Origin of the sequence: Syntrophorhabdus sp. (assembly GCA_012719415.1) — a bacterium.
Lineage (GTDB): Bacteria > Desulfobacterota > Syntrophorhabdia > Syntrophorhabdales > Syntrophorhabdaceae > Delta-02.
Map to the genome: position 1 here is coordinate 1 of JAAYAK010000237.1, position 20,667 is coordinate 20,667.

Here is a 20,667-nt window from a genome sequence, read left to right on the forward strand (position 1 = left end):
TACGCGGTGCTCGTCGACCACGACTACCGGATGATCGATTGTCATATCCGGTGGATCACGAGATTGAGGCTTCTCGGCGGGTTCACCCTGTCCGAGGTCCAGGGCGCGTACGAGATGTTCAGGAAGCTCGTGACCCCTGTCCTCACCAGCAAGCTGAAAGGGCGTGAGCTGCAGAATGCCCTGGAGCGCGTCAACGAGTGTCTCTACTACACGATCACGAGGTTCAGCGACTATTTCCAGCAACTCCACGAAAAGCAGATCAGGGACCACGCGCGGGACCTGAAGAAACAGGTCGAGGAGAGGACGAGCGAACTTGCCGAGTCGGAGGCGCAGTACCGGGTGCTCGTCGAGGACATTAACGACGGGTACTTCGTCAACCAGAACGGGATCATCGTCTTTGCCAACAAGGCCTTCTGCGATCTCCACGACTACACGGTGGCAGAGGTTGTCGGCAGGCCGTACCTTGAGTTCATAGCCCCCGAGTCCCGCGGCGAGGTGAGGAAACTCTATGAGACCCGGGTGGAAAGGGGGGCTGCACAGGACCTCTATATGTATTTCCGCCGCACTCGGGACGGACGCGCCCTTCCCACGGAGAACAAGGTGAAGCTCATTATCTACCGGGGGCAGAAGGCCGCCGTCGGCATATGCAGGGACATAACGGAACGGGTCGAGATGGAGAGAAAGGTCCGCGAGTCGGAGAGCCTCGCCCACATCGGGCAGCTTACCACTTCTCTCGCCCACGAGATCCGCAACCCCCTGTCTTCCGTCAAGATGAACATCCAGATACTCCTCAAGAAGATCGAGTTCAAGGGGAACGACAAGCGGCGGATGGAGATCATGACGGAGGAGATATCCCGCCTCGAGAGGATCCTCACAGAGATGTTGGATTTTGCCAAACCTCTCAGACTGGACCTCAAGCCCGCGTCGATCAGGTCCATCATCCTCTCCTGCCTTGAGATGATGACGGTGAGGTTCCAGGAAAAGGGCATCGAGGTGCGCAAGTCGTTCTCGAGGGAAATCCCGAGGATATCCATAGACCGCGACAAGATCGAGCAGGCCATCATCAACGTCCTGCAAAACTCCATCGACGTGCTTCCCGAAGGGGGAAAGATCGGTATAAGGACGAAGTATGCCGCCGGGAACGGCAGGTTCGTCAGCATAGACGTCGATGACAACGGACCGGGCATAGCGGACGGAGACCTTCCTTACGTTTTCGATCCTTTCTTCAGCAACAAGAAGAAGGGTACCGGACTGGGGCTGTGGAATGTGAAGAAGGTCATTGAGGCACACGGGGGGACGGTGGGTATTACCACGAAACGAACGGGGGGCGTTCACCTCTCCATGACGGTACCCGTCAGGAGGCGCAATAATGAAAAAAAGGATACTCATCGTTGACGATGAGAAGTCGCTTCTGGAATCCCTTGAGATGTTCCTGAGCGAGAAGGGCTACGACGTGGCATGCGCCATGACCGCCGCCGAGGCCATCGAAAAGAACAACTCCTTCAAACCTGACGTGATCGTCCTCGATATCCGTCTTCCCGACAAGGATGGCCTCGAGGTGTTGAAAGAATTCAGGGAGACCACGAAAAAGAGCAACGTCATCATAATAACGGCCTTCCATGACATGGACACAACGATCAAGGCGATGAAGTTCGGCGCCTGCGAGTACATCCCGAAACCGATCGATATCGAGGAACTGGAAAGCGCCGTCGAGCGGGCGGCGCGGGCCGGGGCGCCGGGGCCGGCCACGAACGCCATATCACTCGATCCCTCCCTCATATACGAAAAAGGGAAGATCATCGGTAAGAGCCGGGAGATGAAGGAGATATTCAAGGCGATCGGGATACTGTCGGAGAACAAGGTAACGGTCCTCATAGAGGGGGAAACGGGAACGGGCAAAGAGATGATAGCCAGGGCCATCCACTATCACAGTCCGGGGAAGGACGCCCCGTTCATCGGGATCAACTGCTCCTCCATCGTGGGGACCCTTCTCGAAAGTGAGCTTTTCGGGCATGAGAAGGGTTCCTTCACGGGTGCCATCGCTACGAAGAAAGGAAAATTTGAACTCGCCGGCGATGGCACGATCTTCCTCGACGAGGTGAGCGAGATACCCTTTGAAATGCAGGCGAAGCTGCTGCGCTTCCTGCAGGAGAAAGAGTTCGAGCACGTCGGAGGTGAAAGGAGCCTGAAGTCCAACGCGCGGGTCATAGCCGCGACGAACAGGGACCTCTGGCAGATGGTCCGTGAGGGCCATTTCAGGGAGGATCTTTTTTACAGGCTGAGCGTCGCCATGATCAGGGTGCCTCCGCTTCGGGACCGGAGTTCCGACATACCTCTGCTCATCCAGTACCTGCTCAAGAAGATCAATGCCGACCTGCACCACAGCATCAAGAGGGTCGAGGAAAGGGCCATGGAGAGACTGCTCGCCTATCACTGGCCAGGCAACGTCCGTGAGCTGGAGAACGTTTTGACGAGGGGCGTGATCTCCACCCCCGGCGAGGTCATCCTCGACGAGTTCATCGTGACGCTTCTCGAAAAGGCCGACGCCGACGAAGAGGAGGCGAGGGAGGCGACGGGCGCCATGACGACCCTGCAGGATGTCGAGAAGGTCCACATTCTCAAGGTCCTCCAGCACACGGGATGGCATTTCGGCAAGACCTGCGGCATCCTCGGCATATCGCGGCCCACCCTCCGGCAGAAGCTGAAGGAGTACGATATCGCCTTGCCCTCCTGATCTCCACCCCGTTGCTGGCATCCTAATTGCAGTTAGCATGTCCGTGACCCCTTCAATGAAGACGCTGCAGGAAATCCGAAAAGAGCACATCTGCAAAGTGCTCGAAAAGACACATTGGGATTTGAAAGAGGCCAGTACCATCCTCGAAATTTCAGAGGATGTTCTTCTAAAAGAGATCAACAGCGCGGGAATCACAAGAGCGAAAATTTTCCATCAAAAGTAAAAGTTCCTTTCAATTCCCGTCAGAGGAGAATTGAAAATTTTCTGCAATCTGACGTCACATCCATCCCCGGGGATTGTTCTACACCCTTTGAAGCGATTGACGTGCAACCCGCCGCAAACGTTACTCTCAACCGGCGAGGGGGAGCGGGTACCGGCAGACATGGCATAAATATTGCTCATTCCGTGGGAAAGGGCAAAAAGGGTATCAAATATATCCAAAGGGGGAGGTTAGCATGAGAAAGCTGATGTGCATCATCATCGCTTTATTTGCGATGGGGTTTTTTCTGCCCGGCCCAGCGGGTGCCGCGGATCCCATCGTGATCGGGGCGCCGCTAGCGACCGCATTCCTGTATGGATGGGACGCGGAGAGGGGCATCAAGCTTGCGGCGGATGAGATCAATGCCGCGGGCGGAGTAAAGGTGGGCAACACAAAGAGACCGTTCAAGGTGGAGGTCATCGACACCAGAGACCTCGAGCCCGGCGTGCCGGTCAGCGAGGCGCTCCTGGGGCTGGAAAAGCTCATACTCGAGAAGAAGGCGGATTTTATCGTCGGCGGACCGGTGCGCTCGGAAGCGGCCCTTGCCGCCATGGACATCCTGAGCAAGTATAAGAAGGTGAGCATCCTCACTACCGGGGTCCTCACTCCCGCGTACCACAAGAAGGTCGCAGATAATTATGCCAAATACAAATACTGTTTCAGGAACTCGAGCCATGTCGGCGTTATGATGCCGGAGTTCCTCACCCTCCTTGAAGACATGAGGAAAAGCTACGGGTTCAAGACCGCAGCCATCATGGTCCAGGATGTGGCGCATGCCCGCGCGGGTGGGGAGGCCATGGAAAAGGCCCTGAAAGGCAAGGGCTGGACCGTCATGGCGCCGAAGATCTATCCCACCGGGACCACGGACTATTCCGTCGGGCTCGCGGATGCCGGCAAGAACGGTGCCCAGATCCTTTTCCTGTGGATGGACATGCCTGAGAGCACCATCCTTCTGAAGCAGTGGGCGGACATGAAGCTCAAATGCATCCCCATCGGGTTTGTGAACGCGGCCGAGCAGCCTGGATTCATGAAGGCCTCGGGAGGAAAAGGGGAATACCTCATAGTGAACCTCGTCAACGGCGGCAACGCGCCCGCGAAGATCACTCCCTGGACGATGAAGTTCGTCGATGCCTACAAGAAAAAATGGGGGCTTGAGCCCGAGGGTTACGGCACATCGTCGAGCTACATGGCTGTCTACCAGTTGAAGGACGCCATCGAGAAAGCGGGGAGCACGGACTCGGAGAAGGTGATCACCGCCCTCGAGAACGGGGACATCATGGGTGTCTACGGGAGAATGAGGTTCGACAAGAAGACGCACCAGATAATCCCTTCCCTCGACCCGAAGGAAGGCGCTGTGACGGGCATCATCCAGTGGCAGAAGGGCAAGAGGGTGCAGATATTCCCTCCCAAGGTGGCAGATGCGAAGGTCGTTCTTCCGCCCTGGATGAAGTAAACCAAGAAAGAGGGGACATATGGAGCTTCTCGTATACGGGATCATCAACAGCATCACCCTCTCCCTGGTATCCCTTGGCTTTACCCTTGTGTACAGCATAAGCAGGGTCCCGAACTTCGCTCACGGGGCCCTGTATGTTGCCTCGGGATACCTGACGTGGCTCTTTCTCAACCAGTTTCTGGGATTCCCCTATTTTCTGGCGATCCTGTTGGGAGTGATCATCACGAGCCTTGTGGGGGCGGCCATCTACCAGTTCATACTCGTGCGCATCAGGGGCATGGAGATATCGGAGATAATAGCGACGTACGCGATCGGCCTTGCTATCCTGGAGGGTTTAAGGTGGGGAGGTTTGAGAGGCGGGACATTCGTTCTGCCCGCCTTCTTTTCCGGCTCCGTCAGCATACTGGGCGTGAGCGTGGACTACCAGCGTCTCATCATCGTCGGGGCGGGCATACTGACCTTTATCATTCTCTACCTCTTCACGCGCCTGACGAAGGTCGGCCTTGCCTTTCGCGGCATAGCCCAGGATGAACGGGCGGCCATGATGCTCGGGATCAATTCCGATATGACCGCCGTTCTCTCCCTCGCCATAGGATCGGCGCTGGCGGGGCTTGCCGCGGTGCTCCTTCTGCCCCTGGGGAACATAGTCGTGGAAGGAGGATACAACGTTCTTGTCTTCGCCGTCGCTGTCTGTGTCATCGGGGGATTGGGGAGCTGGGGAGGAGTGATCGTCGCCTCTTTCATTATCGGCTTCGCCCAGATCATGACGGAGTTCTTCATCTCCGCCCATTACCAGATGGTCGTTGCCCTTCTCGCCATCATTATCACACTTCTCGTCAAGCCTTCGGGGATATTCGGTAAACAGAAAGAACTGGAAGAGCGGGTGTAGCCATGGATACGATGATGCGAAAAGAGAGGATCGACCGGGGGCTCAAGGTGAGGACGGAGGGCATCTACGCGATAACCTCCGCGCGGGAGATCCTCTATCTGATGGGACCGAGGATACTGCTCATCGTGGGGCTTCTGGCCCTTCCGTTTGTATTCGAGCTTGCTCCATACTGGAAAAAGGTCATCAACATCATGTGCGCGTACGCGCTCCTCGCGTTATCCTTCGACTTCCTGGCGAACTATGTCGGCCTTGTGTGTCTTGGAGGCGCGTTCTTCACCGGGGTCGGAGGATATTTCGCGGCTATCTTCAACGTGGAAGCGGGGTTGCCCATATGGCTATCGATGCCGCTGGCGACCGTCGTCGGGGCGGTGTTCTGCACCGTTGTGCTTTTGCCATGCCTTCCGCTGAGGGGTGTCTATTTCGCGATCGTCACCCTCATGTATCCCCTGCTGTTCACGAGGATCATAGAGGCCCTGAACATACTCGGCGGCACGAACGGCATGACCGGGGTCGCTCCCTTTCCCAACGCCTACGTTGAGAACTATGTGATCATCATCCTGGCCCTTGTCTTTCTCTTCGCCATGCGGAGATTCGTGAACGAGGACGTCGGTCTTGTCCTGAGAGGCGTGAAGGACAACGACCAGTCGGTGAGGGCATCGGGCATAAGCGTCACCCGCATGAGGATCATCGGGGTTTTTATCGCGTCCCTGCTCGGGTGCCTCGCGGGTGCTTACATTGCCCATCTGTACATGTGGGCGGGTATCTCGCTCTTCGCCCTCGACTTTTCGATCATTCCCATTGCCGCGGTTGTCATTGGAGGAGGCGGGACCCTGGTGGGTGCCTTGATCGGCGCCTTCATCCTTGTTCCCCTCTCGGAGGTCCTCAGGGCCTTCGGGACCTTCAGGATCGTCATCTACTGCGTCATCCTGACGGGTTTTATCGTGTTCAAGAGCGAGGGTATCATGATCTACCTTCAGAGAAAGTATCACCAGTTTGAAAGGTGGGTGAAAGTATGAGCGCGCAGCCGGTACTATCCGTGCATGGAATCACGAAATCCTTCGGCGGTCTGAAGGCGCTCATGGATGTGAGCTTCGATATCTACGAAGGGGATGTCTTCGGCATAATCGGACCGAACGGGTCAGGAAAAACGACGCTGATAAACTGCATCACCGGTTTCATCAGGACAGAGGCGGGCAAGGTGATGTTCAAAGGCAAGGACATCACGGGCTGGCAGCCTCACAAGATAGCGGACATAGGGATCGCCAGGACCTTCCAGATAATGCGGCCCTATCATTCCCTGCCGGCGTACAAGAACCTGATAATACCGCTGTGGTCGCCAAGGGCACGTAAGACCGGCGGGTGGCGCGGGGGCGGAAAGCACGGCGACAGGGACACGGTCGCCGTCGACATCCTCGAGGAGATCGGGTTCGAGCGCGATTCCCGGGTGCCTTACAAGCTTGCATCAACCCTGCCCACGGGGTATCAGAAACGGCTCGAACTGGCGAGGTGCATGGCGCTGCGCCCGGAGATCATATTCTGTGACGAGGTCTTTTCCGGATTGAGCATGAGTGAGATAGCAGGCATGGTACCGCTCATCGAGAAGATGAAGATGGAGGGAATAACGCTCATCATGGTGGAACATCGCCTGCGCGAGCTTTTCAAGGTGGCGACAAGGGTCATGGCCCTCAATTTCGGAGAGAAAATAACAGAAGGTGAAGCGCTCGATGTCATCGAGGACAAAAGAGTACGAGAGGCATACCTCGGAAGCGAAGGAGTGTAGCCCATGTTCGAAGCCTTTGAATTGATGGTGTTTTTTGAGAATATGATCGCTCTCAACAACGTGAGCATGACCTGCAGCGAGGGCAAGATCATCGGGATATTCGGTTCCAACAGCGCGGGGAAGAGTACCTTCATGCACGCCATCTCCGGGATCATCCTGGATATCAAGAAGAAAGAGTTGATGCGTGGCGGTGAACGGATATCCGTATTCGGGCGTGTGTTCTTCAACGGGAAGGACATATCGGCGGTGAGCCCCCACAACCGGGCGAAGGCAGGCATTGTCCTGTGTCCGGAACGAAGAAGGATATTTCCCGAGAGCTCGACGCTGGAGAATCTGAAGATCGGTTCCTATCTGGTGGGCAGCCGTGAGACCAAAGAGAACCTGGAATATGTCCTCAATCTCTTTCCTCGGCTCAAGGACCATTTGAAGAGACAGGGGGGGTTCTTAAGCGGCGGCGAGCAGCAGATGCTCGCCATCGGCAGGGCGCTCATGGCGTCGCCGAAGATGCTCCTGCTCGACGAACCTCTCCTGGGTCTGAGCCCGGCGTATCAGGAGATCGTCGTCAACGGAACCAAGGCCATCCGCGATTCGAAAGGTATCTCGATCATCATCACGGAACAATATGCTCGGCCCGTCATGCCCATTATCGATTACGGATATATACTTGAGAACGGCTCCAGTGTGCTGATGGGGACAAGAGAAGAACTGATGGATAATCCCGATGTGAAATCGGCATATTTCGGAGTGTAAGGGGTGAGGCAATGGCATCCTTAGAAAACCAATATACATTCACACGTTTTGAGGAGGTGTGCAAGGAGCACTCCTCCAAGATCGCCCTCGTCTATCTTGGCGAAACCTTCACGTATGGACGACTGGAGACCCTCGTGCACAAGTTCGCCCGGGGCCTCTCCGACATGGGGGTGAAACAGCAGGACAGGGTGATGCTCTACATATCGAACTGTCCACAGTGGATCATCGCGAATTTCGCCATAAACAGGATCGGTGCCGTGACCGTTCCCGTGTCACCCATCTACACGGCCTTCGAGATCGAATACATGATCAACGACGCCGGCATAGAAACGGTGATCTGCCTGGACACGAACTTTGTCTACGTGAAGGAGGTCATGGAGAGAACGAACCTGAAAAGGGTCATTGTCACGAACCTCGTTGATTTCATCTCGCCCTTCAAACGGGTGGTTGGCCATCTCTTCGACAAGATCCCCACGGGCAAGGTGGAAAAGGGAGACAGGATACACTTTTTCAAGGATGTGACATACCGGTCCCCGAACATACCGCCGGACATCACGATCGACCCGAAGACGGACCTCTCCTACATCATGTATACCGGTGGCACCACAGGTTTTCCGAAGGGCGTCCCTGGCAACCACGTCGGAGAGGTTACCTACATAAACGACATCATGGAGGACGTGATCAAGGACTATGTCAATCCCGGGAACGATACCGTCCTCATGATCAACCCTCTCTTCCACATCATGGCGAAGGGTTTTTCCATAGCCTTCGGTTTCAACTATGCCAACACGGTGGTGCTCATGCCCATACCGGAGGTGGACCCCACGCTCTCCGCGATAGAGAGGTACAGGATCAAGTGGATGCTGGGCGTCCCGGCGCTCTACAGGATGATCCTCGAGAGCGATCGAGTCGACCAGTACGACCTGAGCTCGTTGAGGTACTGCTACTGCGGCGGTGATGTTCTTCCCGTTGAGGTCTTCAAGACCTGGCAGGAGAAATACTCCGTACCGCTTTACCAGGTCTACGGTTCCACGGAGATAGGCCACGTGACCTACAGCCTGCTCAGCCAGGAGCCGTCGCCCACCGTGATCGGGACTCCTTTGAAGACGAGGAAATCGATCGTCGTCGACAGGGAGACCCTGGAGAAGCTGCCGCCCGGCGAGCTGGGAGAGCTGCTTGTGACCTCTCCATACACGCTGAAGGAGTATCTCAATAAACCGGAGGAGACGGAGTATTCCTACGTAAGACTGAACGGGGACATCTATTACCGCATGGGCGATTACGTCAAGATGAACGAGAGGGGAGAGCTGGAGTTCGTCGAGAGGACCGCCGACATCATCAAGTACAAGGCGTACCGAGTCTCAGCGTCCGAGGTGGAGGCCGCCCTGCAGGACCATCCGACGGTCATCGGCGCCTGCGTCATCGGCGTGCCCGACCCCAAGGTCGGGGAAAGGATCAAGGCGATCGTCGTTTTGAAGGAGGACGCGAAAGGGATCGGAAGCACCGAGCTTCTCAAGTGGTGCAGGGACCGGCTGGCCCCCTACAAGGTCCCAGGCTACATAGAGTTCCGTGACATGCTGCCGAAGTCGAAGGTTGGCAAACTTCTCAGGCGCGAGATACGGGACGAAGAGAAACGCAAGCTCGAAAAGGAGAAGAGAAGGTAAAGGAAAGAGAACCGTTTCAAACAAAACCCTTAGTTTCACAGTTTCAGGTTTCAGGACAGAAGTGGCTTCAAGGCTGCAACGATTCAAGAAAGGGACGATTCATCTTGCTTTGCCATGCAAGGAGGACCTACCCCCCCTCCTCGATGGCAAGAGGGGGGCAAGCCGGATCGTCCCTTCCTCTTTCCCAGGATTCTTTCCCTGTAATTTCATCGTGCTTGGTTTAATCCTTTGTTTGGGATAACACGAAGGTGTAAAATGGTTTACAGAATTACAGATGTATTTTGAATAGAGTCTAATGCAAAAACGTAAGGAGGCCGGTATTCTGGACCAATACGACAAGGACGCCGATCCCGTGTGGAGCGGGTCATGAATAGAAGCCACGCGGCGTATGGAATAGTGGTGCTGACGGTCGTTGTCTGCTTCGTGTTCCTTGCTTCATCGGGCAGCGATACGCGCAAGCCCGTCTTCAGGGATGACTCGCGGGTGAAGTTCAGAAAGGTGTCGGGCACGGTTCGAAAGGGAGACGTCCTTTCGCGGCTTTTCAAGCGCAACAATCTTCAGTCTGCCGATCTCAGGCACGCGAAAGAGGCTGCGGACGGTGTCTATGATCTTGGCAGGCTCTGCTCGGGCCGTCCCTACAGCATGACGATCGACACCGACGACAGGCTGCACTCGCTCACGTACTGGATAGACGATGACACCTATCTGAATCTTTCGCGCGACGGGGACTCGTTGACCGCGACGATCGAGAAGGTGGAGTATGAGAATCGGCAGCTTTCCTTCGGTGGTGTCATCAGAGACAACCTGGTGGCCTCCCTGGGCCCCGGCAGGAACGCCTTGCTCCTTGCCCTCGACCTGTCGGATATCTTTGCCTGGGACATGGATTTCAACACGGACCTGCGGGAAGGGGACACGTTCAGGATAGTGGTTGAAGGTCTCTTCACGGGGAATACCTTCAGAAGGTTCGGCAGTATCCTGTCGGCCGAGTTCATCAACAACGGGCAGAGATACCTGGCCTACCGGTACGAGGTAAAGGGAAACGCGGGCTACTATGACGCCGATGGGAGGCCTTTGAGACGGGCGTTTCTCAAGGCGCCGCTCAATTTCCGGAGGATCAGCTCCCATTATACCGGCAGACGCTTCCATCCCATACTCAAGGTTCACAGGCCGCACAGGGGCATTGACTATGTCGCCGCCACGGGAACCCCCGTTTCCGCCCTGGGTGATGGTGTTGTCAGTTTTTCCGGCCGCCGCGGAGGCTACGGGAAACTCGTTATCATACGGCACCGGAACGGCTATAGCACCTGGTACGGTCACCTGTCGAGCGTCGCGAAGGGCATCAGGAACGGATCGAGGGTGGAGCAGGGTGATATCATAGGCCGCGTCGGCTCCACCGGCCTCGCCACGGGCCCCCATCTCCACTTTGAGATGAGAGTGGCAGGAAGGGCAGTGAACCCCCTTAGGGTCCGCTGCGTTCGCGCGGAACCCCTTGGCGCGGGGCACAGGCCTCGGTTCAGGGAATACGTCGCTTCTATGAACCGTCGCCTCACAGAGGCGGTCGCCGTGGACGACATGTCGATACCGTCGATGCTGGCGGCAATGGAGAAGGAATGATGGAAGAAGACAAACTCCCACCCAAAGCGGAACGATACATTTGCGTCCATTGTCATTTTTACCAGCCGCCGCGGGAGAATCCCTGGCTCGAGTCCGTCGAGATACAGGACTCGGCTTACCCCTTCCATGATTGGAACGAGCGCATCACCTCCGAATGCTACGCGCCGAACCTGGCCTCCCGAATGGTGAACGGCTACGGCCGTATCACCGACATCGTCAGCAACTATTCCAGGATAAGCTTCAACTTCGGCCCGACCCTGCTGGCATGGATGAAGACCTTCGCTCCTGCCGTGTACGAAGGTATCCTCGAGGCGGACAGGCTGAGCGTCTCCCATCGGTCGGGCCACGGGAACGCCCTGGCCCAGGTATATAACCATATCATCATGCCGCTCGCCAATTCCCGCGACAGGAGAACGCAGGTGATCTGGGGGATCAGGGACTTCCGGAAGAGATTCGGACGCGAACCGGAAGGGATGTGGCTCGCCGAAACGGCTGTGGACGTGGAGACTCTCGAGCACCTGGCGGTTTGCGGTATCCTTTTCACCATTCTTGCTCCTCACCAGGCAAAAAGGGTCAGGAAGATCGGTTCCGGCAAATGGAAGGACGTAACGGGGGGGCGCATTGATCCTACCCGTCCCTATGTCGTGCGGCTTCCTTCCGGCCACAGGATAACCGTCTTCTTCTACGATGGCCCCATATCGAGGGCTGTTGCCTTCGAAGGCCTCCTCAAAAGAGGAGAGGATCTGGCGATGAGGCTCGCCTCGGGTTTCCGGGCAGACAGGAGCTGGACCCAGCTCATGCATATCGCTACCGATGGCGAGACCTACGGCCACCACCACCGGTTCGGGGACATGGCCCTCGCCTTCGCGCTGCATCACGTCGAAAAGGAGGGGCTCGCGCAACTGACCAACTATGGCGAATTCCTCGAGAGATTCCCGCCGACGCACGAGGTGAAGATCGAGGAGAATACCTCCTGGAGCTGCGCCCATGGCATTGAGCGCTGGCGCAGCGACTGCGGGTGCAACTCGGGTGGACACGGGGGCTGGAACCAGGCATGGAGGCGTCCCCTGCGCGACGCGTTGGACTGGCTGCGTGATGAACTGGCCCGGGCATATGAGGAAAAGGCCAGTCAGTATCTCCACGACCCCTGGGCGGCCCGGAACGATTACATCGATGTGATCCTCGATCGCGACAGGGAAACCGTTGACGAGTTCTTCACGAAGCACGGCCGAAGGGTGCTGGCCGGCGATGAAAGGACCGAGGCGCTGAAGCTTCTCGAATCGCAGCGCCACGCGCTGCTCATGTACACGAGCTGCGGATGGTTCTTCGATGAGATATCGGGGATAGAGACGGTCCAGATCATTCAGTACGCGGGAAGAGCCATTCAGCTGATCGCGGAGGTGAGCGGCGATGACAGGGAGAGGGTCTTCCGGTCTCTTCTCGAGAAGGCGAAGAGCAACATCCCGGAACAGGGGGATGGCGCCAGGATATTCGACAGGTTTGTCACGCCCGTGGTGATAGATCTCAAGAAGGTCGCGGTGCATTACGCCGTTTCCTCGGTGATGGAAGACTTCGGCGATCGCACGGAGATATACAGTTACACCGTGGACAAGGAGGAGTATTTCAGGATAGCGGCGGGCAGGACGACGCTTGCCATCGGCAGGGTCCTCATCGCGTCCCGCATCACAGGCGATTCCGAGCGGATCAGCTTCGCGCTTCTCCACCTGGGAGGGCATGCTTTCAACGGAGGGGTGCGGGAGTACCTCGGGAAAGAGGGTTTTCAGTCGATGAGGACCGAGATGACCGCCGCCTTCGAAAGGGCCGACTTCGCAGACGTATTCCGCCTGATGGACCATCATTTCGGAATGCACAACTATTCCTTCACCAGCCTTTTCAGGGACCGGCAGCACGCGGTCATGAACCTTCTTTTGAGGGATACGTACGACAAGTACGAGGTAGCCTGCAGGGAGCTCTTTGAGGGCGAACGGATCCTCATGAACTTCTTCCGCGAGGCCGGCATGACGGTTCCCAATGTCTTCAGGGCCGCCGCCGAGTTCATTCTCAGTCTTGATCTCAGAAAGGCCTTTTCCCAGGACACTCTTGACGCGAACCGTATCCGCGGACTTGTGAACGAGGTCGAGAAGTGGGGTCTTGGCTATGATACGGTTCAGATGGAGACGATCATCAGGAAGAGACTGGAAGGTCAGATGTCCCTCCTGCAGGCGGACCCATCGGATATCGCGCTCATCGAGGCCGTGAAGATGAGCGCGGAACTCTCCCGGTTGTTACCCATCGAGGTGAACCTCTGGGAGGTCCAGAACATCTACTACTCCATGGCGAGATCTGTCTATAAGAATATGGTGAAAGAGGCGTCCGGGAACAGACCGGAAGCGGTTCAATGGGTAAAGGCCTTCGTTGATCTCGGGGAGAAACTTGGTTTCGACATCGGGTCGATCCCGGGTCGCTAGAGAGAATTTCGGAAAAGGCCACATCCGTCCATCGTCGGGGCCGCCCGTCCGGCCTGCCCATGGTGAGAGGACGGTGTGTTTGCCCTGAAAGCTCTCTCGTTTTTGTTGGTGCGTTAGCTGATCGCTTTTCGCGCGGGGCGTGAATGTGAAACCCACCCCTGTTCCTGATACCTTTGCAACGTGGATCTGCGGCCTCAGGCCGTCTCTTCCTCTTCCCCGGCTGATGTTTCTTCCCCGGTGGTTTCCGCTTCGGCAGCAGTTGTCTCTTCGTTGATCTCTTCTTCGGGTTCCTGTTTCTTGTGACCCTGTCTTCTCATCATTTTTTCCTGGGCTTTCTGCTGACGCTTGATCTCCTTCTGCCTTTTCAAAAAACTGTTTGGGTTGCGTTTCGCCATTCAGGCTCCTTTCTTCTTCCCGGTGTTTCTCCCGGTGCTTCCATGCGATATCTCCGGTGACCTGCCCGGGGAGAAATGGGTCATGGTAAGATGCAGATATGGATTATGACGTGATTTGAAGGGTTTGTCAAGAGAACCGGTTACAGGTTATGGGTAATGGGTCATGGGGGATGACGGAGATCTGCGTCTCCGGCGGGGTTGCAGCCTGAATGATACCAGAGGGACTCATAATGGGATTGTCCTCAGAATATTCCCGCATTCACACCCTCGGCGATGGTTTCGCCGAGTTCTCTGCACAGGGCGAGCATGTCGGGCGTGACGGGACCCTTGCATATTATGGGATTTTGCACCTTTTTAAAATTATAGCCCTTGCAGATGCGTTCTATGTGTCTGACGGCTCCGCTGCCGTCATTGCCCGCGCTGATGACAATGGAGTAAGGTTTTTTTCGGGTCCGCGGGTCGTCTTTCAGTTCTTCGTATGTCCTGTCGAAAAGGTCTTTCATCGCGCCCGACATGTAGCCGAAATACTCGGGGGAGCAAAAGACGACGGCGTCGCAATCCCGGATATCGCCGGCGGTGGTTTCAAGGGCTTTTTTCATCTTTGCCCGTGCGTTCTTGGCCTGTGTTATCCCGGCGGCCACCGCCCGGGCCATCTTTTCCGTGTTGCCTGTTTGTGAGTGAAATGCGACAAGTATATGGGCCATTTCGGAACCTTCCGGGACAAATTCCCCTGCCGCCCTCTAGGGCTTGATCGTCTCAGGCGGGTTGCAGCCTTCGATGCTGGCGCAATCCTCGGGGATCCTGGGAGGCTTCGGGCAACCCTCGATGCTCTCGCAATCAGCGGCAATGCACATGCACGACCCGTTCGGCTGCAGGTACGCCTTGTAACCCGGGCCGCACACCGCATCGGTGCAGGGCACCTTTGACTGGGCAAACGAGACACCCTCTGTCATCGAGAACAAAAGGGCCATCGCGATCACGACAAGAACAACAACCCGACAACACATACCTTACCTCCTCAGCACGACCTTATCACGATTGCTATTATCCTAATTTGCGCAGGGCAAAGAGTAAAGCACAAAAACCATTCCAACAGTTCCAACGGCTCTAACGGTTCCAACGGTTTTCAGAGATATTCCCTCCTCATCTCCTCTATCATGTCGGCAGTGAGCTTCTCCTGTTTTCTCAGGTCCGCGAAGCGGTCGAGGAGGTCGGTGGTGGTGAGGTATTGCTTGTCCTTTCCCGAGATCTCCTCAATGACCTGACCCTTGTGCATGAGGATGGTCCGCGAGCCCAGCGCGAGGGCCTGCTGCATGCTGTGGGTGATCATGATGGTCGTAAGGTGGTAGCGGGCGATGAACCGTTCCGTGAGGGCCACCACCTGGGCGGCGGACTTCGGGTCGAGGGCCGCCGTGTGTTCGTCGAGGAGCAGGACCCTGGGCTCGTTCATCACGGCCATGAGGAGAGTGAGGGCCTGCCTCTGGCCGCCGGAAAGGGTGCCGATGGTGTTGTCGAGCCTGTTTTCCAGCTGCATTTCCAGCATCCGCACTTCCTCCCCGTAGACGGCCAGACGCTCGCGGGTGAGGCCGGGGACGGGGTAGCGGGGCTTGCCCCTCATGAACGCGAGGTGGATGTTCTCCGCTATGGTCATGTCCGGGGCCGTTCCCATGAAGGGGTTCTGAAAGACGCGGGAGATGAAGCGGGCGCGATGAAAATCCTGTTTCTTCGCCATATCCTCACCGCCTATGGTGATCGTGCCGCGGTCGGGGAGGAAGGTACCTGCGATGGCATTGAGAAGGGTGGACTTCCCGGAGCCGTTCGTTCCGATGATGGTCAGGAACTCTCCCTCTTCGACATGGAGATCGACGCCCCGGAGTGCGTAAACCTCGTTCAAGGTGCCGGCATTGAAGGTCTTGTGATAATCGACGATCTTTATCATGGGTTATTTCACCGCCCGCACGGCTTTTTTGACGAGGTCGTCGGGAATGCTTATGCCGTATTCCTTTGCCAGGGAGAGGCTGAGTGTGAGCTGTTCCGGCACGTAGGAGACGATGGGTATGGCGGCGGGTTTCTCTCCCCCGATGACCCTGACGGTGAGCTCGGCGGCCTTGAGCCCCACGTCGTAGTAATCCGCTCCGAGGCACATGAAGACCCCGGAATCGATGTCCGCCGGCGTGTTCGTCACGTAAGGGATCTTTTTCTGCCGGAGCTTCTGGGCAACAGAGGGGATGACCGCGGAAACGGTCGTGTCTCCCGAGGTGAAGAAGATGTCCGGTTCGCTCGCGAGGATCGAGCGGAGCGCCTGGTCGATCTCCTGGGTGCCGGTGATCTGGACCTCGACAACCTTAAAGCCATATTTTTTTGCTGCCTCCCGCGTCAGGAGGGTACATATCTCAGAGTTCGCCTCGGCGGGGTTCCAGATCATCCCGATAACCTTCGCCTTCGGGAAGACCCTGCGCATGAGTTTGACCGTCGCTTCGACGGGTTGCGGGGTGGCGATTCCCGTAAGGTTTGGGGGGTGATCAGTGAAGCTTTTTGCCGCCCCGGCCTTTATCGGGTCGGTGACCGCCGCGAAAATGTGGGGAATCTCCTTGTTGTGGTTCACTGTCACCTGGAGTGATATCGTCGATACGGTGACGATATAATCATACTTCTTGCTCACCATCTCCTGGGCAATGGACTGGGCGGTGGGAAAATCCCCGTTGGCCATCTTGTGGTCGACGGATATTTTTTCTCTCTCGAGGACGCCGCTCTTCTTCAACCCGTCGATAACGCCCTTGGCACAGGTGTCGAGGATGACGTTGTCGGTGAACTGGAAAAGGGCGAGCCGCTTACCTTGCCCGGATATTCCCCGGGAAGAAGGGTCACCGCCCCGCTTCTGTGTGTTGCCTCCCTCATCGACGATCACCGTGGCCGCATCGATGAGCTCCCGGGGTATCGTAATCCCCAGTTCCCTTGCGACCTTGAGATTGATACCCAGCACCGTTTCCTTGTATCGCTCAAAGGGGATCGAGGCGGGCTTTTCTCCTTTAATGATACGGTCCACCAGGTTTGCGGCCTGCCTGCCGCTGGATTCGTAGGCGTATCCGAAGACCACCAGGGCGCCGCCTTCGGGATGGTCGACGTCGTTGAAGATAATGGGCACCTTTCTGCCTCGCGCCGCCTTGACGACGGAATCGAAGGCGGTATAGACGGTATTATCCGTGGAGAGGACGAAGGCGTCTATTCCCTTTTGGACCAGCGACGCGGCAACCTGGTATACCTCCGAGGAGTTGGCGATGTTGCCGCCGACGAAGGTGACATTGGGATGATTCTGCACGGCCTTTTTCAGGTTGTTGACGTTGTACTCGGAATTTGCCTGAGAGGGGTCCCAGATAACCCCGATCTTGATCTTTCCAGGAAGGATCCTGGTGACGATATCCATCGTCCTGTCCATGGGCACTGCGCCGTAGACCCCCGTCATGTTCGGGAGGTGGTCCGTGTCCGACTTGCCTGCCCCGATGAGGAACGGGTTTGCGACGGTTGCGAAGACCACGGGGCGGTCCTTTATCTTGTTGGCTGCCACCTGCGTGCAGGCCGTGGAGATGGGAACGACGATATCCACCTTTTCCCGGAGGAACTTGTCGGCTATGGCGTTCAGGGTGGCAAGTTCCCCGCTGGCGTTTTCGACGATAAAGGTCGCGTTCTTTCCTTCCACGTAGCCAAGGCGCTTCATCTCTCCGAGAAAGCTGTCACGGGTGATATCGAGGATGGGGTTGTTGCTGACCTGGAAGACACCGATCCTGACCTTTTTTTGTGGCATGACGGCGACCAGATCCCCGTATTTCACGGAGGCGAAGACTCCCAGGATAACGGCCGCGGCCACTGCTGCCGTCACAAGGTGCTTCTTCTTCATCTTTGCTTTCCCCTTGCCGATCTTTGCGGTGACAACGAGGGTGATGAGGACGAAGATCGCCGTCATAAGCTTGAGATCGATGGGGTCCATCCCGGCATAAAGGGCGGTGGCGATCATGAACCGGAAGATCACCGAACCGATTATCGCACTTGCGATCCAGGTGTAGACGGAATGCTTCTTGAGGATCGACTCCCCGATGATGACCGAGGCGAGGCCGGTGACCACGGTCCCGATACCCATGCCGATGTCGGCAAAACCCTGGTACTGTGCCACGAGGCTGCCGGAGATGCCCACAAGACCGTTGGCGATGGCGACGCCGAAGATCTTGACATGGTCCACGTTGATGCCGGCCGCGCGCGCCATGGTGGGGTTGTTGCCGGTTGCCCGCATGGAAAGGCCGAAATCGGTCTTGAAGAAAAAGGAGACGGCGAACCAGGATGCGGCCATGATAAGAGTGAGGCACAACGCCGTCCACGGTTCGCGGGGCAACCCGGGGTTTGCCTTGTTGAGGAGCGTAAAGAACTCGGGTGTGTCAAGCAATGGTATGTTGGAGCGGCCCATGATGTGGAGGTTGACGGAATAGAGGCCGGTCATGACCAGAATGCCTGCCAGGAGACTGTTGACATTGAGGCGGGTGTTGATGAGCGCCGTGATGCTTCCCGCGGCGCTGCAGGCGAGAAAAGAGGCCAGTACGGCCAGGAGAGGATGGACGCCGGAGACGACCAGGACGGAGCTGATGGCGGCGCCCGTCGTGAACGTCCCGTCAACGGTGATGTCGGGAAAGTCATGAATGCGGAAGGTAATGTAAATGCCGATGGCCACGAAGGCGTAGAGAAAGCCGAGGTTGAGGGCGCCTACCCAGAGCTCCATCGACTAACCGCCGATCTCCACGATACCCATGAGGCCGGGACCGACGTTCGACCTGCCCATAAGGTGGACGACCCTCTGCGGTTCCATGCCGGTGACGATCCTCCTGAGTTCGTTGGGAAAGTTGTCCGGCATCCTGTTGAAGGGTTTCTTGTCGAAAACGACGGCGTGCACGTGGGCGCGGCCCTCCCGCGGGATGGCCCTGTCGGCATCTCCGGTCACGCGGTCTCTCTGACGGGCGGAGATGCCAGCGATGACGACGAGGTTGTAGATGTCCTCGGGCTCGATGGAGTAGTCGACCCATTCGGAGAAGCTCTTTCCCGAGAAGATATCCTCTTCGCCGGGGCCGCGGTTCTCCTCGAGGGGGATCTTCTTGAGGCGCATGCCGAAGAGGCCCTTGCTCTCGAAGATGGCCGCAATGCCTATCACGGGTGAGGACGATACGGTGTGGGCGCTTTCGAGAAGAGTGTCAAGCGTGAAGAGGTTATTTCCGGGCTCGAAGGAGACGATGTGGGCGAAGTCTCCCGTGAAGGAGAAGCCGTGGAGAAAGTGATAGACCGTGTCCATCTCTCCCTCGGTGTGCACGATGAAATCAACGGCGGACCTTCTCAGGGCGGGGTATACAAAGATATTGCCGTCGAGGACGATGGTTTCCCCGAAATAGCCCTTATAGTCCTCGAAACTGTGGCCCAGAGCCGCGAATCCGGCCGCAAACCGCATGTCTGCCGCCCTGACGGACACAACATCCCCTTCACCGTAGGAGGCCGACGGAAGCTTTTCTTCGCTGCCCATGAGGGTGAGCGACCCGGTGGGGACATCCCGGGTGAGGACACGCAGCGCCGCGTGGTCGTACGGGACCTCCTTGATCTCGACCTCCCCTGCAGAAGACGTGAGGAGTCGTGTTATCTCGTTTTCGGAGGAAAGGAAACGAAAGATCTTCGTGAATCCGCTTATCTCAAATACCGAATGAACGGCGGACGGACATGCCAGGAAGCAGACCTCTCCCCCCGCCTTTTTCAGTTCCTTCTGAACGGACAGGAAAACACGCAGGCCAGCACTGCTCACATAGCTGACCGCCGTCATGTCGGCGACAATGAGCCTCTTACCGGCCATGATGGCGTTCCTGAAGAGGGCCTCGATCTCCCGGCAGGTTATGCTGTCGATCCTGCCTGCGAGCAGAAGCTTGTCGACGGTCTGTTCTGGGGACAAAGGATCGTTCATCCGGAGGGTCTCACCAGTAAGCTATCATTGGAAATCCCACTTTGCAAACCTTTTGTGTTTGACAGGACTGATCAGGGGAGGTAGCATGGATTAAACACAGTCAAAGGAGGAAGATCATGCGTTCAGCGACAAGGTTGTGTGCGGTGAGCCTCGTCCTTATGTTCCTGGTGTCGGCGGGGTTGTTCGTGTTGACAAACGAGGGGTTGGCCGATCCCTGTCCTTCGGGAAGTTACCAGAGGTCGTGCAACATGAGTTCGGCCACATGTACCCCCAGCAGCATCACCGCGTCGTGCAAGAAGATGAATGGTGACTGGAGACAATCAAGTCTCAACCTGCCCTGCAGGCAGGAAATATCCAACTGTGACGGTACGCTGCGTTGTCTTTGCGGCAGCGACTGCCCGGCGGGAAGCTATAACCAGTCCTGCTGGTGCTGCTACATTCAGGGTTCAACCCTGGGTTGTTTCTGCAAGAACAAAAAGGGAAAGTCGGTACCCACGACCCTTTCCGGTTACACGTCGTGCAGGTCTAACACGATCTGGAACGATAATGGCAAGTTGAAGTGTCAAAGGTAGGGGCGCCACGGAGCCGCGCTTACCCGGAAATGGCGTTTCCGCCCGTGAAGCCTGACTGGTCTAACGGGTTTGGGGCCACGGCCATCTGTAACAAAAGGAATTCGGG

At 56.9% G+C, this 20,667-nt stretch carries 17 protein-coding genes; 11 read left to right on the forward strand and 6 right to left on the reverse strand.

Annotation, left to right across the window (positions count from 1 at the left end):
- From GXX82_13830 to GXX82_13875, 10 genes are all read left to right on the forward strand, one after another.
- Nucleotides 1–1,395 (forward strand): PAS domain S-box protein (locus GXX82_13830; GenBank protein NLT24117.1); only part of this gene is annotated, 1,395 nt, incomplete at its 5' end.
- Nucleotides 1,370–2,734, forward strand: a complete 1,365-nt coding sequence (locus GXX82_13835; GenBank protein ID NLT24118.1) for a sigma-54-dependent Fis family transcriptional regulator — start codon at nt 1,370–1,372, stop codon at nt 2,732–2,734. The genes GXX82_13830 and GXX82_13835, both read left to right, overlap by 26 nt.
- A gap of 455 nt (nt 2,735–3,189) precedes the next feature.
- Nucleotides 3,190–4,446, forward strand: a complete 1,257-nt coding sequence (locus GXX82_13840; protein ID NLT24119.1) for an ABC transporter substrate-binding protein — start codon at nt 3,190–3,192, stop codon at nt 4,444–4,446.
- 19 nt (nt 4,447–4,465) lie between these two features.
- Nucleotides 4,466–5,335: a branched-chain amino acid ABC transporter permease gene (locus tag GXX82_13845; GenBank protein NLT24120.1), complete on the forward strand. Its 870-nt coding sequence runs from the start codon at nt 4,466–4,468 to the stop codon at nt 5,333–5,335.
- 2 nt (nt 5,336–5,337) lie between these two features.
- On the forward strand, nt 5,338–6,351 hold the full coding sequence (locus GXX82_13850; protein ID NLT24121.1) for a branched-chain amino acid ABC transporter permease: 1,014 nt from the start codon (nt 5,338–5,340) through the stop codon (nt 6,349–6,351).
- Nucleotides 6,348–7,115, forward strand: coding sequence for an ABC transporter ATP-binding protein (locus GXX82_13855; GenBank protein NLT24122.1), 768 nt, complete (start codon nt 6,348–6,350; stop codon nt 7,113–7,115). The genes GXX82_13850 and GXX82_13855 overlap by 4 nt, the downstream gene beginning before the upstream one ends.
- Before the next feature lie 3 nt (nt 7,116–7,118).
- Nucleotides 7,119–7,865, forward strand: a complete 747-nt coding sequence (locus GXX82_13860) for an ATP-binding cassette domain-containing protein (protein ID NLT24123.1) — start codon at nt 7,119–7,121, stop codon at nt 7,863–7,865.
- Between the two features lie 11 nt (nt 7,866–7,876).
- On the forward strand, nt 7,877–9,529 hold the full coding sequence (locus GXX82_13865) for a long-chain fatty acid--CoA ligase (GenBank protein NLT24124.1): 1,653 nt from the start codon (nt 7,877–7,879) through the stop codon (nt 9,527–9,529).
- 366 nt (nt 9,530–9,895) lie between these two features.
- Nucleotides 9,896–11,143 carry a M23 family metallopeptidase gene (locus GXX82_13870; protein NLT24125.1) on the forward strand — a complete coding sequence of 416 codons (1,248 nt, stop codon included), beginning with the start codon at nt 9,896–9,898 and terminating at the stop codon, nt 11,141–11,143.
- Nucleotides 11,143–13,611 (forward strand): DUF3536 domain-containing protein, encoded by a 2,469-nt coding sequence (locus GXX82_13875; protein NLT24126.1) that lies wholly within the window; start codon nt 11,143–11,145, stop codon nt 13,609–13,611. Before GXX82_13870 ends, GXX82_13875 begins: the two co-directional genes overlap by 1 nt.
- Before the next feature lie 194 nt (nt 13,612–13,805).
- Here GXX82_13875 and GXX82_13880 read toward each other — a convergent pair whose 3' ends face one another.
- The 6 genes from GXX82_13880 to GXX82_13905 all read right to left on the reverse strand — a co-directional run bounded on the left by GXX82_13880 (nt 13,806) and on the right by GXX82_13905 (nt 19,989).
- Nucleotides 13,806–14,006: a hypothetical protein gene (locus tag GXX82_13880; GenBank protein ID NLT24127.1), complete on the reverse strand. Its 201-nt coding sequence runs from the start codon at nt 14,004–14,006 to the stop codon at nt 13,806–13,808.
- A 242-nt stretch (nt 14,007–14,248) separates the two neighbouring features.
- A complete protein-coding gene (locus tag GXX82_13885) occupies nt 14,249–14,710 on the reverse strand; it encodes an FprA family A-type flavoprotein (GenBank protein NLT24128.1) in 462 nt (153 codons plus the stop codon).
- 36 nt (nt 14,711–14,746) lie between these two features.
- Nucleotides 14,747–15,013, reverse strand: a complete 267-nt coding sequence (locus GXX82_13890) for a hypothetical protein (protein ID NLT24129.1) — start codon at nt 15,011–15,013, stop codon at nt 14,747–14,749.
- 119 nt (nt 15,014–15,132) lie between these two features.
- On the reverse strand, nt 15,133–15,945 hold the full coding sequence (locus GXX82_13895) for an ATP-binding cassette domain-containing protein (protein ID NLT24130.1): 813 nt from the start codon (nt 15,943–15,945) through the stop codon (nt 15,133–15,135).
- A gap of 3 nt (nt 15,946–15,948) precedes the next feature.
- The gene (locus GXX82_13900) at nt 15,949–18,771 is read right to left on the reverse strand and encodes a hypothetical protein (protein NLT24131.1); all 2,823 of its coding nucleotides are present in this window, start codon (nt 18,769–18,771) and stop codon (nt 15,949–15,951) included.
- Between the two features lie 3 nt (nt 18,772–18,774).
- Nucleotides 18,775–19,989, reverse strand: coding sequence for an STAS domain-containing protein (locus GXX82_13905; GenBank protein ID NLT24132.1), 1,215 nt, complete (start codon nt 19,987–19,989; stop codon nt 18,775–18,777).
- A gap of 116 nt (nt 19,990–20,105) precedes the next feature.
- Between GXX82_13905 and GXX82_13910 the strand changes: the two genes are divergently transcribed.
- Entirely contained in the window at nt 20,106–20,561 is a 456-nt protein-coding gene (locus tag GXX82_13910; GenBank protein ID NLT24133.1) for a hypothetical protein, read from the forward strand.
- Nucleotides 20,562–20,667 lie beyond the last annotated feature (106 nt).